Here is a 16125-nt window from a genome sequence, read left to right as displayed (position 1 = left end):
TGGTTTTGATAACGAGTGCTATAGCGCGATAAACATTGCTAGGCAGAAGAAAGTCGAGATTTAATTCTTTAAGTATTTTTCTACCAGCTCTTTTACTAATAATTGGCTTTTACTTTTAAAGACCGCTCGGTTTTCACAGAGATATATGGCTTCGCTGACGGGGGTTTTTAAATGATGTATTCGGATGGCTGATTGATTTGAGAATGCTCTGACGGCATTTATTGGTAAAACCGTAAAGCCTATTCCCCGAGATACAGGCTCAAGTATCAAGTGGATCTGATTAGAAAAACCAACTTGTCTAAACTGTTCTACATGTTGAAATTCGTTAAAATTTTCACTTAACAGCTTGTTGGCATGGTGAGCAGCATCAGGGTGGGAAATAAAACCTATGTTAAGTAACTGTTGCCAATCGCATTGCGAGAGATTTTTCTCGGTAACTAGCACTAAGTTTTCGCTGGCAATATGACGACTATGAATATGGCTCTGGTGGCTGTCAATGGTCATTAACCCTAAATCACATTGATGGTTTATGATGGCATTTTCAATACTGTTATTTGGCGCAAATTGATATTGAAAAATTAATTTCGGATGTTGACGTTGAATATCGAGTAAATAAGGGTAGAGTTTTATGCCAATGCTGCCGGGCGACATGATTTTTATTGTGCCAGCAAATTGATCATTTTCTACCAGTGATTGCTCTAAAACCTGAAAATTTTCTAAAAGTAGCTTTCCTTGTTGATAAAGTTTGTTGCCGGCGGGGGTTAAAGAAAAAGATTTGCCTTCCCTAATTAACAACTCAGTATGTAAATGTTGCTCTAATTTTTTTATCTGTTGACTGACCCCAGATTGAGTCATAAAAAGAATGTCAGCCGTTTGGGTGAAATGCCCCACATCCGCAAGCGTGCAAAAGGTTTTTAACCAGGCAAGATTCATCATAACAAAATGTACTTATATTTATAATAAATGATAATTTTTTATACTTTACCACCTGTTCTATAATTTTCCTATCAAGATTAAAGAGGAAATTGATATGAGCAAAGCTTACCCAAGAACGTTTTCACACATTGGAATATCAGTGCCAAGTGTAGAACAAGCCGTGAAATTTTATACCGAAGTATTAGGTTGGTATTTAATTATGCAGCCAATAGAAATAACGGAAGATGATAGTGCTATTGGCGAAATGTGTACCGATGTTTTTGGTGCCAATTGGGAAAAATTTAAAATTGCCCATATGTCGACTGGTGATCGCATTGGTGTTGAGTTATTTGAATTTAAAAATCAGCAAAATCCAGAAAATAATTTTGAGTATTGGAAAACTGGAGTATTTCATTTTTGTGTTCAAGATCCGAATCTTGAAGAGTTAGTTGAAAAAATTGTTGCTGCTGGCGGTAAGAAGCGCATGGCAAAACCTCGCTATTATTATCCAGGCGAAAAGCCATACCGTATGATTTATATGGAAGACCCATTTGGCAATATTCTTGAAATTTACAGCCATAGCTATGAGCTAACTTATGCTGCTGGCGCCTATTAAAATATAGCGCTTATTCAAAGCGGATAAAATGTGAATGTGCTGCACAATGAGCCAATAGTTATAGGTTTATTGTGCAAGGCGATTAATCAGCAATCATAGTGTCGGTGATAAAGTTAGCATTTATAAGTTCTTCATTACTCGCGCTACAATATTAATTGTTGATGATGAGAGAAATAACATTGAAGTCGCCAGCGAATGTGTAAAAGCGTTTGCGAGGGTGAAGTTTGCCTTAGATGGTTTTAAAGCACTGCATATCTGCAAAAACTCGCCTCCTGATCTTATTTTGCTTGATGTTATGATGCCAAAAATGGATGGCTTTAAAGTACTTGATCAACGAGTTAATCAACACATTCATCAGTTTGAGCTGAAAGAGAATGTTGACCGCATACTGTTTAATTACATTCGCTCACCCATTAGTAAAATAAAAGGGGCGGTGCAGCGGGTAAGCCAGCGTAGCTTAAGTAGTAAGCAACTAGCCATGGAAATGGAGTCGATTGCTCTTTCAACCCGCAATATCAGTCAAATCGTTGAATCCTTGAATACTATTTTAAAGTTAGAAGATAAATACTTTCGACCTCACCTTGAAGCGATTGAATTACACAGCTTAGTTGCTGACATTATCACAGAATATAGCCGAGACCAGTTTAGTAAATCGCTGCAAGTTGATAATCACATTTCTCGAGGTATTAGAATAAAAGGCGATGCTTTACTACTAAGAACCATGTTTACTGAACTGTATATTAATGCCATAGAAGCTGCTCCTCGCGGCGCAACGGTAGCTTTTTTTGAGTCGGTAAAAAGTGAAATGATGGAAATAACAATTTTTAATTTAGGTGAAGTTCCAGCAGAAATTAAGCACGAGTTTTTTGAAAAATATGTCACTAAGGGCAAAGAGTTTGGTACGGGGTTAGGCACTTATGCGGCCAAACTTATTGCTAATGCTTGTCAGGGTGCTATAAAGTTGCAGGCTGATAGTGGAGAAACCCGAGTCATCATTTCCCTGAGTAAAGTCAGCTAAGTATTAAGGTTGAGAAAGCACTTATTACACATACTCTATTTAATATTCATCAATTGATTAATCTAAATTCAGCGTGACTACGTATAACAGCTTAATATAAACGTAATGATAATGAGCGATGAAAAATTTATTAACGTTGGTGAATAAGTCGAACCTAGTTAATTTAGTTGGCTTCAATTTAACTTGGTTTGGTCTGATTTTATTCGGTAATATTTTTATTCCAGCTGCTTTAATTTTGCTGATGCTGCACCTGTATTATCAGGCAGAAAAAAACGAGCTGCCACTTATTGTCATTGTGGCTGTTACTGGGGTATTACTCGATAGCACTTTAGTATATTCAGGCTTTTTTATTTTTCCTGACACTCAACATATTCCTTTTTGGTTAATCACCCTTTGGTTTTGCTTCGCAGCCACCATTCGACATAGTTTAGGTTTTTTAGCGTCGTCGAAAATGCGACAAATTCTGCTGGGTGGAGTTTTTGCGCCGTTAAGTTACTTGGCCGGTGCAAACTTTTCAGTGGTTTACCTAACTCAATCGCTTGGCTTTAGCTACCTGTTGCTTGCCTGTTTATGGGGGCCTTTAATGGTGCTCATTTTTACAATTAGTGACGGACTTTTTATCGAGGAAGAACATTATGTTCGATAAGCGATTAAGTATAGGTACATTAATTTGGCTACTAACGCTATGTTCTAGCATGTATTTATCAAGCTACGCGGCAGACATAAAGCACGACACTGCAGTCGCCGCCAGTAACTGCCCGTTATTTAAAATGGCTACCAATGAGAACATAAAGTTGCTTAAGCAGCGCGAAATGGAAGGCTTCAAATTATTAGGTCAGGCTAAACTCTCGATACTTTTTTGGGATATTTATGAAAGTAAATTGTTCACTTCTGACGGCAAATTGCCACTAAGTGGTCACTGTCAACATTCGATATTTGAAATACAATATTTACGTGACATCAGTAAACAGGAACTATTAGATAATACCCTTGCTCAGTGGCAACATTTAGCGATAGATGAAGAGCAATATATGCCTTACTTGCTAGCACTAGAAAGTATCTGGCCAGATATTAAAGCCGGCGATCAACTCACTTTACTCACCAATACTGCCACTACCGTGTTTTACTTTAATCAGCAAAAAGTCGGTGAAATTGAAAGTGAGCAGTTCGTTGATTTATTTCTGCGTATTTGGTTAGATGAAAATACCAGCGAGCCAAAACTACGCCAACAATTACTCGGGGAATTAATATGAGTAGGATGTACCAATTCAATCTGTTATTGCTGATGGTATTGTCATTGTCGAGTTGTACAACGCAGTTAGAAGACTATCAAGCAAGATCACCAAGCTTCGACATAAAAACCTATTTCACCGGTAACCTTATAGCCTGGGGTATGGTGCAAGATTATACCGACAATGTCACTCGGCGTTTTTGTGTAGAACTAAACGGACAATGGCAAGACAATAAAGGTGAACTCAAAGAAGTGTTTTATTTTGCTGATGGCGAGATAAGCTATCGTAATTGGCAGTTGACGAAACTTGTGCAAGGTAAATATCAGGGCAGCGCCGAAGATGTTGTTGGACAAGCTTTTGGTCAACAAGTTGGCTTTGCCTTTCAATGGCAGTATGAGCTACTGGTGCCCATTGACGGTGATGAGATACAGTTTTCGCTTGATGATTGGATGTATCAAGTTGATCAATACCGTGTATTTAATCGCACCAAAATGAAAAAGTTTGGCGTTACACTTGCCGAAATCACCTTATTTTTTGACAAACAATCAGCCGTTAAAAAATGCCTATAAAATACTAGAAATTTATTGGCAACTCATTACAGCATGGCTTTTAATGAGTCATTATTAGGTAAACTTAAACTTCATTAGCTTTCTGCTACTAGCCTCTCATCCTAACTTATCAATGATTACTTTTAGATACTCGCAATATACTGGCCAATCAACTCTTACATAGCGTTTTTAGCGCAACCCGACCACGTTAATACGCAGCAATTTACGGTACAGATCATCTAATAAAAATAAATACTTTTATTCACTTTATTTATGATCTGTTTGATTTTTAACCGCGTAGATCTAGCTGAAATTAAAAGAAGCGTATAAAAAAGAGGGTAAACAGGTGAAAAATTTAAAAGTATTAGGAATAGCCATTATAAGCTTGTTATTTTTACAAGCTTGTAACGATGACGATGATAAAAAGGTCACGGTAGTTACACCACCTCCCGCAGTTACTAACACTATTGTTGATGTTGCCGTAGCAAATGGCAGTTTCACAACACTTGTTGCGGCTTTGCAGGCAACAGGATTAGATGCCACGTTAGCTGACACAGCAAGCAGCTTTACTGTGTTTGCGCCAACAGACGATGCCTTTGCACTGTTGGGTCAAGATACCATTGACGCCTTACTTGCTGATATAGACACTTTGTCCGATATTTTGACCTACCATGTTATTAGTGGTGAGGTTGACGCCGCGGCAGCGATTGCAAGTGCGGGCATGACAGTCGCGATGGTAAATGGTGATAACGTTGGTTTATCACTTGATGGCGATAACTTGCTGGTGAATAGCGTTACCGTCACCATGACAGACATTCAAGCCGATAACGGTATTATTCACGTTATTGACGCTGTGCTGCTTCCTCCTGCGGATAAAGGCGAACCAACAATGAATATTGTTGAAACTGCAGTCGCCGCAGGAAATTTCACCACTTTAGTTACGGCCTTGCAGGTTGCCGAGCTTGATGGCGCACTCGCCGATGAAACCAAATCATATACCGTATTTGCCCCAACCGATGCTGCATTTGCTTCAATTAGCGCTGACACTATTGCCGCTTTATTGGCAGATACCGATGCCTTAACAAGCATTTTATTGCAGCATGTTGTTGCCGGTGAAGTGCCTTCTGTGAGCGCATATACATTAAATGGTATGTCAGCTGAAACCTTGTCAGGGGCAGAAATCGCCGTTGCCATTAATAGCACGACAGACAGCTTAATGTTTGGCGGTGCGAATATTAGCGTTAAAGACATATACACTAATAACGGCGTCATTCATGTGATTGATATGGTGGTGGTGGCTGATGTTGAAGTACCAGCACCGACTAATAGTATAGTTGAGGTAGCGGTTAATAACGGCAGCTTCACAACCTTAGTTGCAGCGCTACAAGCAACGGGTTTAGAGACTGTATTGGCAAACCTTGACGAAGAATTTACCGTATTTGCGCCAACGGACGCTGCTTTTGCGCTTTTAGGGCAAGAAACTATTGATGCGCTACTGGCTGACCCCGACGCTTTAAGCAATATTTTACTCTATCACGTAGTATCTGGTGCTGCGGTATTGCAAGATGCTGCCGCTACTATTGCCCAATCAGACAACAAAATGGTTGCCATGGCGAATGAACAAATGGCGACGCTATCATTAGCCGACGCTGCACTTTTTATTAACAAATCTGCTGTATCAACAGCTAATGTGATGGCTAACAATGGTGTTATACATGTCGTCGATCAAGTTATCTTACCGCCAACAGTAAAAGCTGAGTCGACCATGAGTATTGTCGATGTAGCCCTGGCAGATGACAACTTTTCTACCTTAGTAGCGGCCTTAACCGCTGCCGACTTAGTGGACACTCTCGCAGATGAAAGTGCTACCTTTACGGTATTTGCGCCGACTAATGCTGCTTTTGCAAAAATAGAATCTTCCGCGCTAACTGCTTTACTTGCCGATACTAGTGCATTAACTAATGTGTTGTTAACTCATGTGATCAGCGGCGCTGAGGTTAACTCATTGGCAGCCTTCGCAGCTAATGGCGCAATGGTAGAGGCAGCTAGCAGTGAAAATATTGCCGTGGCTTTAGTCAATTTTAGTCAAACAAGCAATGCCAGTAATGACGAAGTGGCCTATGACAGCGCCGCCGAAATATTAGTTGGCGGTATGAATTCAGGTAAAAATGGTTACACCTTATATGTATTTGACAACGACTTAGGCACGGCAGGAAGTACTTGTAATGACGAGTGTGCAAGCAACTGGCCACCAGTGCTGGTAACCGATAGTGAAGTTGACAACATTAAAGGCTTGTCGATGGTGATGCGTGACGATGGTAGCATGCAAGTAACTTATCTAGGGCGCCCACTGTATTTATATGCTGACGATACTCAATCGGGTGATATGAATGGCCAAGGCGTAAATGATGTTTGGTGGAAGGTGTCACAAGAACAAGTGGCGTTGCAGGTACAAGGCTCTAATGTCACTGTTACCGATATTTATACAACCAATGGTGTTATCCACGTTATTGACACTGTTATCACGGATTAATAAGCACTTAACCTATCAATTTATTGCTGTGTCCTTTTGCCCCTTACTATTGCTTCTTAGTATAGGGGCTTTTTTTTGATCGTTTTTTTGCTTGGTCACGTATAACTCGTTATCAGTTCATTCGCAGTATCGACTTTAATTTTATGCCAACAATCAATTTACCTATTTTTCCATTGCCCATTTTTCTGCTGCCACAAGGCATTACTCGCTTGCGTATTTTTGAAGCGCGCTATTTAAAAATGGTTTCGTTAGCGATGAAAAATAATGGCTTTGTTATTTTACCTACAGCTAAAACACTTAAGTCAGTTGATTTGATGACCGGGAGTTGGGTGGAAATTATTGACTTTGACCAAAGTGATAACGGCCTGCTATTGATTGATGTTCGTTGTAAATGTTTAGTCGATATCAATAAGATGCAGCAGGATAAAGACCAATTACATCATGGTGAAGTCAGTAGCCGAGAGCACTGGCCAGATATTAGTGTCGACGCAACTAGCGAGAAAATGGCGACATCATTAAAACAGGTTTTTATTAACAACAGTGAGCTAGATGTTTTGTACGCCGATAAGTACTTTCAACAAGCGAGCTGGATAGTGGCTCGTTGGTTAGAGTTACTGCCGGTAAAACTTGAAGAAAAGAGTGCTTTTATTGCGCCTGACTCATTTTATCGTGCTATGCAGTTTATCCAGGGGATTATACTTTCAGAAGAAAATAAGCAAAATTAACCAAGATATTTAAAAGTCAGTAAAAAAGATTAAAAAAAATGTGATCTATTCCTAATATCAATGCGTATAGCGTATTAAGTGGAAATAATGGATAAACGTTATGCCGTCTGTTCAATCAGAGTTGCCAAGTCGTCAAGCAGCTGTTACACCTAGTAACATGACTAATAAAATCGATCATCCTCAACTTTGTCAATGGCTTAAATCAATAGCTGTTAACCGAGACAAACAAGCGTTTACCGCGGTGTTTAAGTTTTTTGCCCCTAAAATAAAGCGTATTGCCCAAGGTAAATTTAATAACCAAGCGCAAGCGGCAGAAGTTGTACAAGACACTATGTCCAACGTTTGGCGTAAGGCGCACTTATTTGACGACAGCAAAGGCGCAGCGACAACTTGGGTTTATACCATAATGCGTAATGTTACTTTTGACATGTTACGTAAAGTAAAAGCCAATAAAGAAGATAATCTCAGTGATGATATTTGGCCGCTTGCAGAGTCCATGAACACTGAAGAAGATACTTTTAATGACCATATTCAAAGCCGTAATTTACAAGGTGTAATTGAGACATTACCTGAAAATCAGCAGCAAGTAGTGAAAGGTTTTTACTTTTTAGAGATGTCACAAGAGCAACTTGCCGAGCATCTTAATTTGCCATTGGGAACAGTAAAATCGCGGCTTCGACTCGCGCTTGGCAAACTTAAGAGCAAACTAGGAGAGCAACATGATTAAGCACCATCCTAAATTTGAGTTATTACAGAGCTTTGTTAATGGTGACTTACCGGCTTCATTAGCGGCAGGCATTGCGATTCATGCTGATATGTGTTCTCAATGCCAAGAAAAAATCAACCAATTGACCGAGCAAGTTGCTGAAGCCAGTTTTGAACAAAACTTCTTACATAAATTCGTTGTTGATGATGCAGAAGATATGGCTGAAATTGCAGAATTAGACTTTGATAGCATTATTGATGAAATTACCGCTTCTGACGAAATTGAATCTGTAAAAATAGAGAACAATGAGCAAGCTATCGAATTTAAAGGTAGCCAGTATGTGCTACCAAAAGCGATACGTAATGTTGAATTAGGTAAAACGGCTCAAATTGGTAAATTATCAAGAGCGCGTTTGCAGTTAGATGAAGGTGAAATTCATACCAGTTTATTGCACATTGATCCCGGAGGCTCTGTACCCGAACATACTCATAATGGCTTTGAGTTAACCTTATTATTGGCAGGTTCGTTTACTGATGAGCAAGGAGAGTATGTGGCAGGCGACTTTATAATGTTGGATAAACGTCATCAACATCATCCGGTTTCAGAGCATGGTTGCTTGTGTTACACCGTTGCTAACAACTCACTGCACTTTACACAGGGCATCAATAAGTTACTAAACCCTATTGGCTCTTTCATCTATTAGTTGGAGATGGTTATGTCTAAAGAATTCAAAAAAGAAGATATTATTGTCGGCATTAGTGCTTGTTTAAATGGTGAAAAAGTTCGTTTTGACGCCAGTAATAAACCGTCAAACTTCTGCATGCATGAGTTAGGTCAACATGTGACCTTTAAAGCCTATTGCCCTGAAGTGGCGGTAGGTTTACCCGTGCCTAGACCAACTATACGTTTGATCAAAGATGAGTACATGATCAAAGTTTCGCGTCCTGATGGTTCAGGTGATGTTACCGAAGCCATCAAGGCCTACGGCAAAAAAGTTGCTAGCATGTCGAAAAATCTCAGTGGTTATATTTTCTGTGCTAAAAGCCCGAGCTGCGGCATGGAACGCGTTAAAGTTTACTCGCCAGAAGGGAATCAACTGCAAGCTCATGGTGTCGGTGTTTTTTCTAATGAAATTATGCAAGCTAACCCGTTATTACCTTGTGAAGAAAATGGTCGACTTAATGACGCGATTATTCGTGAAAATTTTGTTGCTCGTGTTTATGCCTATCGTCGCTGGCAAGCACTAGTAGCATCAGGTGTTAGCAAGCATAAGCTGATGAACTTTCACGCCCAGTATAAATATACCTTGATGAGTCATAACCTTGTGGCCTATAAAACATTGGGACGATTGTTAGCAAGGGCTGATTTGGCTGTGGATGAGATGGCGGGGCAATATATTTTGGGGTTAATGACAGCATTAAAGCTGAAAGCAAGCCGTAAAAATCATGCTAATACCTTATTGCATATTCAAGGTTACTTTTCTAAAGATTTGAATAAAGTGCAACGACAAGAGCTTTCAGAGCATATTCATGCATACCGTACTGGCCTGATGCCATTAATGGTGCCGTTAACCTTGATAAAGCATTATTTATTACAACACCCTAAGTCGTATATAGCGCAACAGGCTTATTTAGACCCTTACCCAACCGAGCTTAAGTTACGCTACGGATACTAATAAACTTATTTATTAGGCTTTTAGCCGCTAAGGAAAATCTTTGTTACTTTGGTTTCGCAACGACATTAGAATAAATGACAATCCAGCCTTACATTACTTCCTTGAGCAACAAAGTGACTCGGAAGTTGGTAAGGCTGTTTTTTTTGTTAGTGAAAAACAATGGCAAGCGCATGATTGGTCACCGATTAAAATTGATTTAATTAAGCGCCATGTTAATGCCCTTGCGCAACAATTGTTGTTGCTAAACATTGTTTTGCAAGTGGAATACTGTGATGATTTTTCAGAGCAAGTTGCATTTTTAAAGTGCTATTGCCATCAGCATAACATTAGCGAAGTGGTTGCCAATAAAGAGTTAGAAGTGAATGAAAACCTGCGTGACAAAACCTGTGTAGAGCAAGGTGTCGCGCTGCGCTTATTTGAAAGTGATGTTATTGTTGAAAAAGGTAAAGTACTCAACAAAACCGGTGATATGTATAAAGTCTTTACGCCATTTAAATGTGCTTGGCTTTCTTATGTAAAACAGCACGGTTTCAACTACTTAGGTAAACCAACGATACCAGGCCAAAACCATGCTTTAGCAGCGCTGTTAGCACCTCTTACTTGCACTGGTGAGTCAAAGGCTTGGCCATTAGCAGAACAAGTAGAGCAACAGGTTATTCCTACTTTTTTTCAAAATAAAGTGCAGCATTACGGACAAGAACGTGATTTTCCTGCCATTAAAGCTACGTCTGGCCTTTCGCCTTATTTAGCTATTGGTGCCATTAGTCCAAGGTATCTTTTGGTGTTAATGAGCCAGCGTTTTCCTGATATTTTACTTGCCGCAGATAGTGATGAATTTGTTTGGTTAAATGAAATTATTTGGCGCGAGTTTTATCGGCATTTAATATTTCACCAAGAAAAGTTATCTAAACATCAATGCTTCAACAATAAATACAACACCACTGTTTGGCCAAATAACCCTGAATACTTTCGTGCCTGGTGTGAAGGGCGAACCGGTTATCCGCTAGTCGATGCCGCAATGGCGCAACTTAACCAAACGGGCTGGATGCACAACCGCCTGCGTATGGTCGTGGCAAGTTTTTTAACCAAGCACTTACTAATCGATTGGCGCTGGGGTGAAAAATACTTTATGCAAAAACTTATTGATGGTGACTTGGCTGCTAATAATGGCGGCTGGCAATGGGCTGCGAGTACGGGCTGTGATGCTCAACCTTATTTTCGTGTTTTTAACCCGATTAGACAAAGTGAAAGGTTTGATCCAAATGGTGAATTCATTCGTAAGTATTTACCAGAGCTGGCGGATGTACCAAGTAAGCAGATTCACTTTCCACATGCATATATTGCCAAGGAAAATTTAGCCATTTACTGGCCAGCCATTGTCGAACATAAAACTGCTCGATTAGCCGCTATTGAATTTTATCGATAGTTGTTGCCAATGCGTAAACGGATTAATGCGGAAATTAAATAAGAGTACTTATGTCAAAGCAAGAAATTAAAGCAATTGAAGAGCTTAATCATGCCCCTGAACATGCGCTTTGGTTGGCTAACTTTATTAATATTTATCAAAAGCTCTCGACTGACAATTTACACCTTCTCGCTGATATTTATCATCAAGATGTTGTCTTTACTGATCCTATGCATCAACTGATGGGTCTTGATAATTTAAGGCACTATTTTGACCAACTCTATCAGCAGCTTAGCTATTGTGAATTTAAAATTGAACATGTGCTTGAGCAAGGTAACGAAGCGGCAGTGTACTGGAAAATGAGCTATCAACACCCGCGTTTGAATGGCGGTAAAATTGTCCATGTGCAAGGGAGTTCGCATATTAAAGGCGTCGACGATAAAGTTATTTATCATCATGATTATCTCGATTTAGGTGCCATGCTCTATGAACAAATACCGTTATTGGGTCGCATCATTTCTTGGCTTAAAAATAGGGCAACAAGGTAATGAACACTAAGCGTACCATTTTGATTACTGGCGCTACCTCGGGTATTGGTGAGGCGTTACTAAATCATTATTCCGCCAGTGGTTATCAAGTTATTGCGTGTGGTCGTAATCAAGAAAAACTAATGCAATATGCACAACGCAATAACAATGTTATCCCGCTAGCGTTTGATATCACTGATAATGAACAAGTTGCTCAAGCGGCTAATAAACTTAATCAGATTGACGGTATTGATATTTTAATGCTCAATGCTGGCGATTGTCGTTACATTGATGACGTTAAAAAGTTTGACGGACAATTATTTGCTAGTGTTATCGCGACAAACTTACAGTCGTTAGGTTATTTACTAGAACACTTTCTGCCGAAAGTTTCTGCTGGCGGGCAAGTTGTTTTTGTCAGCTCTAGTGCAACATTATTGCCTTTTCCTCGCGCGGAGGCATACGGCGCTTCAAAGGCCGGAATAGATTATTTAGCAAAAAGCTTAAGGGTCGACCTAAAAGCAGAAAACATTGCGGTGACGTTAGTACACCCTGGATTTATCAAAACACCATTAACCGATAAAAATGATTTTCCTATGCCATTTTTACTTTCTAGCCAACAAGCTGCTAGTCGTATTTACCAAGGGGTTGGTGCCCGAAAATCATATTTACATTTTCCGAAAAGGTTAACCGTAGCGTTGAAGCTACTGGCCTTATGTCCCGACTTTGTTTGGCAAGGTATTATTTTAAGGAGCAACAAAGTATGAAGCGATTTGCCGTTATAGGTGCTGGTGTTTCTGGCTTAACCGCAGCCTACTTATTATCAAAAAAACACCATGTTAGTGTTTTTGAAAAAGGCGCTGATATTGGTGGCCATACCGCGACTGTCGATGTCGAAGTTGCCGATAAATGGTACGCCATTGATACTGGTTTTATTGTTTTTAATAATAAAACCTACCCAAATTATTTGGCCTTGTTGGATGAAATTGGTATCGGTAAACAAGCAACCGAAATGAGTTTTTCGGTGCACAATATCGACACCGGCTTGGAGTACAATGGTCATAACCTAGACACACTTTTTGCTCAGCGTCGCAATATCGTCAAACCAAAATTTTGGTTGCTAGTGAAAGAAATACTGCGCTTTAATAAGTTATGTAAGCAAAACTATCAAGAGAAAAACTACAGTGAAACATTAACTCTCGGAGAGTTTTTACAAGAAAATAACTTTAGCGACTATTTCGCAGAGCATTATATTTTACCTATGGGGGCGGCTATTTGGTCTAGCTCTTTAGAGCAAATGGAACAATTTCAATTTCATTTTTTTGTTAAATTTTTTCATAATCATGGCTTACTCAATATTGCTGACCGCCCGCAATGGTATGTTATTCCTGGTGGTTCAAGAAGCTACTTAGCGCCATTGAGTAAATCATTTGCTGACAATATTCATGTTAATGCCGATATTACTGCGGTTACCCGTCAAAATGACAAGGTACAATTACATTTTACTAATGACGAGGTGCAATCATTTGATGAGGTAGTTTTTGCTTGTCATTCTGATCAAGCCCTAGCATTACTTGATGATGCCAGTGAACGAGAACAGGAAATACTGGGCGCTATGCCATATAGTGAAAATTCAGTCGTGCTGCATACTGATATCAAGCTTTTACCGAAAAGACAAAAAGCTTGGGCCAGTTGGAATTATCAATTAAGTTCAAACCGTACTAAGCCTGCCAGCGTTACCTACAATATGAATATTTTGCAGGGGCTAAATAGTGAACATACTTTTTGCGTGACCTTAAATCAGCGAGAAGATATTGAGCCGAGTAAAATAATACGAGAATTTACCTATCATCACCCGGTTTTTACCACGGCTTCTATTTATGCCCAAGGTCAACGTTTGGATATTTGCGGCAAACAGCATACGCATTATGTTGGTGCTTATTGGTACAGCGGTTTTCATGAAGATGGCGTTAGGAGTGCGGTTGATGTTGCACAACGCTTTGATTGTTACTTACAACAAAGTGAAGTGAAGCAACGGTATGGCTGAGCAATCGCAACATAGTTATATTTATCGTGGCGAAATTAGCCACCGACGCTTTAGCCCTAAAGCGCATAGTTTCGCCTATAAGCTGTATATGTTGGCCTTAGATGTTGACGAGATGGCAAGCAAACAACGCCCGAAAGGCATATTTGGTTTTTCTTGGTTCAACTTATTGAGATTTGAAGAAAAAGATTATCTCAAAGGTGAACCCGACTGCCTAAAGCAACGTATAAAGAATAAAGTAGCCGCTTTGTCGAATGGTGAAGATGGCATGGCAGACATTTGTCGCATTACCATGTTGGTTCAAGTGCGGTGTTTAGGGCTTTATTTTAGTCCGGCCAATTTTTACTTTTGCTATGACGCTGATGAAAATTGTCGGCAAGTATTGGTGGAAGTGAGTAACACGCCGTGGAATGAACGGCATTATTATTTAGTGCCTTTAGGCCAAATTAGTAACGATGAAAATTCTGTAGCACATATGACCAATAAAAATTTTCATGTCTCACCTTTTATGGATTTGCACATGCGTTATCAATGGTTGTTCATACCGCCGATGGATAATAGCGATAAATTATTTATCCGTATCGAAAACCATCTTAATGGTGATAATCATGACAAAAGCAAAGAGGATGAAAGTATAGCGAATAGCAAACAGAAAATATTTGATGCCACGATGAATTTAAGCAAAGTGCCATTTACTAGCAAAGCGTTTTGGCAACTGTGGTGCAATTTACCAGCGATGACATTAAAAATAGTGCTGGGTATCTATTGGCAAGCACTAAAGCTGTTTGTCAAACGTATACCCTTTATCGGCTATCAAAAAGGCCAGCCGACGGAGCTCAAATCAACGGTAACTAAAACATCATCAGTAGCGTCACTTAAAGCAAAAAATTATAAATCAGGAGTGGAGTAGTGGAACAAGTTTCAGGATTAAAAATAAGAAAACCAGCTAATTGGCTAGATAAACGTTGTCGTAATGTCGTGTTTTCAGTATTGGAAAAATTGCAATATGGGCAAGTTGAAATAATCGACAATGGCCAGCATTTTCTTTTTCCTGAAGTTGTAAATGGTGACTCAATACAGGGTCGTATTAATATCCATGATGCTAGTGTTTATCGTGATTTTGTCAAAGGCGGCAGCATAGGTGCAGCCGAAGCTTATATTGCCGGTAAGTGGAGTAGTCCTGACTTAACGGCAGTGATACGGATATTCGCGCGCGGACAGCAACAAACCGATGCGCTTGAACAGCGAAAGCCTTGGTTAACAAAGCTTAAGTACGCTTTGCTGCATCGCCGTAATCGTAATAGCCAAGCCGGTTCTAAAAAGAACATTCTTGCGCACTATGACCTAGGTAATGAACTTTACACCCGCTTTCTTGATCCTGAAATGATGTATTCATCTGCGATTTATCCAGATGAAAAAACTAATCTAGCACAAGCTCAGCTGCATAAACTGTCAACTATTTGCCAGCGTTTAGAGCTTAAAGCAAGTGACCATTTATTAGAAATAGGTACAGGTTGGGGCGGCTTAGCAATTTATGCAGTGCAAAATTATGGCTGTAAAGTAACGACAACCACCATATCAGATGCACAGCATGAATATGCTAAAAATCGTATTGAGCAATTAGGCTTAAGCGATAAAATAACCTTGTTAAAGCAAGATTACCGAGAGCTTACCGGTGCGTACGATAAGTTGGTTTCCATTGAAATGATTGAAGCGGTGGGCTACGAATACTTGCCGAGCTTTTTTCAACAATGTAATCAACGGCTGAAAAAAGGTGGTAAGTTACTGATCCAGTCAATTACCATCGCTGACCAGCGTTTTGAATACTATAAATATAATGTTGATTTTATTCAACGCTATATTTTCCCTGGTGGCTTTTTGCCTTCTATTACCGTATTGTCTGAAAATTTAACTAAACATACTGATTTAGTCACTGAGATCATTGACGATATTGGTTTAGATTACGCAAAAACTTTAGCACATTGGCGAGCAGCCTTTTTGGCTTCTTGGTCAGAATTGACGCCATTTGGTTACGATGAGCAGTTTAAACGCCTGTGGTTATATTATTTTGCTTATTGTGAAGGTGCATTTATAGAGCGGTCTACCAGTGCAGTGCATTTAGTGGCTAGAAAGTAGCTTAACGTTTTTTGCAGTAAAGTAGATGAAAAAGGCTGTTTCATTTTA

17 protein-coding genes are annotated in these 16125 nt (G+C 39.6%); 16 read left to right on the top strand and 1 reads right to left on the bottom strand.

Translation table 11 applies throughout. From position 1 onward, the window contains the following. Window positions 1-60: 60 nt before the first annotated feature. Complete coding sequence (locus tag AC27JP_RS15295; protein ID WP_487116615.1) at window positions 61-936, bottom strand: LysR family transcriptional regulator; 876 nt, start codon at window positions 934-936, stop codon at window positions 61-63. A gap of 94 nt (window positions 937-1030) precedes the next feature. On the opposite strand from AC27JP_RS15295, the gene AC27JP_RS15290 reads away from it, so the two are divergent. The 16 genes from AC27JP_RS15290 to AC27JP_RS15215 all read left to right on the top strand — a co-directional run bounded on the left by AC27JP_RS15290 (window position 1031) and on the right by AC27JP_RS15215 (window position 16077). Next, a complete protein-coding gene (locus tag AC27JP_RS15290) occupies window positions 1031-1531 on the top strand; it encodes a lactoylglutathione lyase family protein (protein WP_487116613.1) in 501 nt (166 codons plus the stop codon). A gap of 85 nt (window positions 1532-1616) precedes the next feature. Then, window positions 1617-2549, top strand: coding sequence for a hybrid sensor histidine kinase/response regulator (locus AC27JP_RS15285; protein WP_487117005.1), 933 nt, complete (start codon window positions 1617-1619; stop codon window positions 2547-2549). A 118-nt stretch (window positions 2550-2667) separates the two neighbouring features. Continuing rightward, complete coding sequence (locus tag AC27JP_RS15280; RefSeq protein ID WP_487116611.1) at window positions 2668-3195, top strand: DUF2878 domain-containing protein; 528 nt, start codon at window positions 2668-2670, stop codon at window positions 3193-3195. Beyond that, window positions 3185-3802 (top strand): chalcone isomerase family protein, encoded by a 618-nt coding sequence (locus AC27JP_RS15275; RefSeq protein ID WP_487116609.1) that lies wholly within the window; start codon window positions 3185-3187, stop codon window positions 3800-3802. The genes AC27JP_RS15280 and AC27JP_RS15275 overlap by 11 nt, the downstream gene beginning before the upstream one ends. Beyond that, window positions 3799-4350 (top strand): DUF3833 domain-containing protein, encoded by a 552-nt coding sequence (locus AC27JP_RS15270; protein WP_487116607.1) that lies wholly within the window; start codon window positions 3799-3801, stop codon window positions 4348-4350. The genes AC27JP_RS15275 and AC27JP_RS15270 overlap by 4 nt, the downstream gene beginning before the upstream one ends. A 325-nt stretch (window positions 4351-4675) precedes the next feature. Next, on the top strand, window positions 4676-6862 hold the full coding sequence (locus AC27JP_RS15265) for a fasciclin domain-containing protein (RefSeq protein WP_487116605.1): 2187 nt from the start codon (window positions 4676-4678) through the stop codon (window positions 6860-6862). Between the two features lie 143 nt (window positions 6863-7005). Next, window positions 7006-7587: an LON peptidase substrate-binding domain-containing protein gene (locus tag AC27JP_RS15260; protein WP_487116603.1), complete on the top strand. Its 582-nt coding sequence runs from the start codon at window positions 7006-7008 to the stop codon at window positions 7585-7587. A 100-nt stretch (window positions 7588-7687) separates the two neighbouring features. Continuing rightward, entirely contained in the window at window positions 7688-8314 is a 627-nt protein-coding gene (locus tag AC27JP_RS15255; protein WP_487116601.1) for a sigma-70 family RNA polymerase sigma factor, read from the top strand. Beyond that, window positions 8307-8996: a ChrR family anti-sigma-E factor gene (locus tag AC27JP_RS15250; protein WP_487116599.1), complete on the top strand. Its 690-nt coding sequence runs from the start codon at window positions 8307-8309 to the stop codon at window positions 8994-8996. The genes AC27JP_RS15255 and AC27JP_RS15250 overlap by 8 nt, the downstream gene beginning before the upstream one ends. 12 nt (window positions 8997-9008) lie before the next feature. Continuing rightward, a complete protein-coding gene (locus AC27JP_RS15245) occupies window positions 9009-9968 on the top strand; it encodes a YbgA family protein (protein WP_487116597.1) in 960 nt (319 codons plus the stop codon). Window positions 9969-10008: 40 nt separating this feature from the next. Continuing rightward, window positions 10009-11394 carry a deoxyribodipyrimidine photo-lyase gene (gene phrB / locus AC27JP_RS15240; protein ID WP_487116595.1) on the top strand — a complete coding sequence of 462 codons (1386 nt, stop codon included), beginning with the start codon at window positions 10009-10011 and terminating at the stop codon, window positions 11392-11394. Between the two features lie 50 nt (window positions 11395-11444). Continuing rightward, entirely contained in the window at window positions 11445-11921 is a 477-nt protein-coding gene (locus AC27JP_RS15235; RefSeq protein WP_487116593.1) for a nuclear transport factor 2 family protein, read from the top strand. After that, a complete protein-coding gene (locus tag AC27JP_RS15230) occupies window positions 11921-12664 on the top strand; it encodes an SDR family NAD(P)-dependent oxidoreductase (RefSeq protein WP_487116591.1) in 744 nt (247 codons plus the stop codon). The genes AC27JP_RS15235 and AC27JP_RS15230 overlap by 1 nt, the downstream gene beginning before the upstream one ends. Then, the gene (locus tag AC27JP_RS15225) at window positions 12661-13944 is read left to right on the top strand and encodes an NAD(P)/FAD-dependent oxidoreductase (protein ID WP_487116589.1); all 1284 of its coding nucleotides are present in this window, start codon (window positions 12661-12663) and stop codon (window positions 13942-13944) included. The genes AC27JP_RS15230 and AC27JP_RS15225 overlap by 4 nt, the downstream gene beginning before the upstream one ends. After that, window positions 13937-14851, top strand: coding sequence for a DUF1365 domain-containing protein (locus tag AC27JP_RS15220; protein ID WP_487116587.1), 915 nt, complete (start codon window positions 13937-13939; stop codon window positions 14849-14851). The genes AC27JP_RS15225 and AC27JP_RS15220 overlap by 8 nt, the downstream gene beginning before the upstream one ends. Further along, complete coding sequence (locus tag AC27JP_RS15215; RefSeq protein ID WP_487116585.1) at window positions 14851-16077, top strand: class I SAM-dependent methyltransferase; 1227 nt, start codon at window positions 14851-14853, stop codon at window positions 16075-16077. The genes AC27JP_RS15220 and AC27JP_RS15215 overlap by 1 nt, the downstream gene beginning before the upstream one ends. Window positions 16078-16125 lie beyond the last annotated feature (48 nt).

The sequence above is a fragment of the Colwellia sp. SU-HH01172 genome, assembly GCF_057553355.1.
Note: the sequence above shows the minus strand (reverse complement) of the source record. Positions and strands in the feature narration are given on the sequence as shown.

Coding starts and splice junctions, on each gene's coding strand:
- AC27JP_RS15230 (WP_487116591.1), top strand. CDS start 11,921: ATGAACACTAAGCGTACCATTTTGATTACTGGCGCTACCTCGGGTATT.
- AC27JP_RS15255 (WP_487116601.1), top strand. CDS start 7,688: ATGCCGTCTGTTCAATCAGAGTTGCCAAGTCGTCAAGCAGCTGTTACA.
- AC27JP_RS15275 (WP_487116609.1), top strand. CDS start 3,185: ATGTTCGATAAGCGATTAAGTATAGGTACATTAATTTGGCTACTAACG.
- AC27JP_RS15290 (WP_487116613.1), top strand. CDS start 1,031: ATGAGCAAAGCTTACCCAAGAACGTTTTCACACATTGGAATATCAGTG.
- AC27JP_RS15260 (WP_487116603.1), top strand. CDS start 7,006: ATGCCAACAATCAATTTACCTATTTTTCCATTGCCCATTTTTCTGCTG.
- AC27JP_RS15280 (WP_487116611.1), top strand. CDS start 2,668: ATGAAAAATTTATTAACGTTGGTGAATAAGTCGAACCTAGTTAATTTA.
- AC27JP_RS15295 (WP_487116615.1), bottom strand. CDS start 936: ATGATGAATCTTGCCTGGTTAAAAACCTTTTGCACGCTTGCGGATGTG.
- AC27JP_RS15225 (WP_487116589.1), top strand. CDS start 12,661: ATGAAGCGATTTGCCGTTATAGGTGCTGGTGTTTCTGGCTTAACCGCA.
- AC27JP_RS15270 (WP_487116607.1), top strand. CDS start 3,799: ATGAGTAGGATGTACCAATTCAATCTGTTATTGCTGATGGTATTGTCA.
- AC27JP_RS15250 (WP_487116599.1), top strand. CDS start 8,307: ATGATTAAGCACCATCCTAAATTTGAGTTATTACAGAGCTTTGTTAAT.
- AC27JP_RS15220 (WP_487116587.1), top strand. CDS start 13,937: ATGGCTGAGCAATCGCAACATAGTTATATTTATCGTGGCGAAATTAGC.
- AC27JP_RS15235 (WP_487116593.1), top strand. CDS start 11,445: ATGTCAAAGCAAGAAATTAAAGCAATTGAAGAGCTTAATCATGCCCCT.
- AC27JP_RS15245 (WP_487116597.1), top strand. CDS start 9,009: ATGTCTAAAGAATTCAAAAAAGAAGATATTATTGTCGGCATTAGTGCT.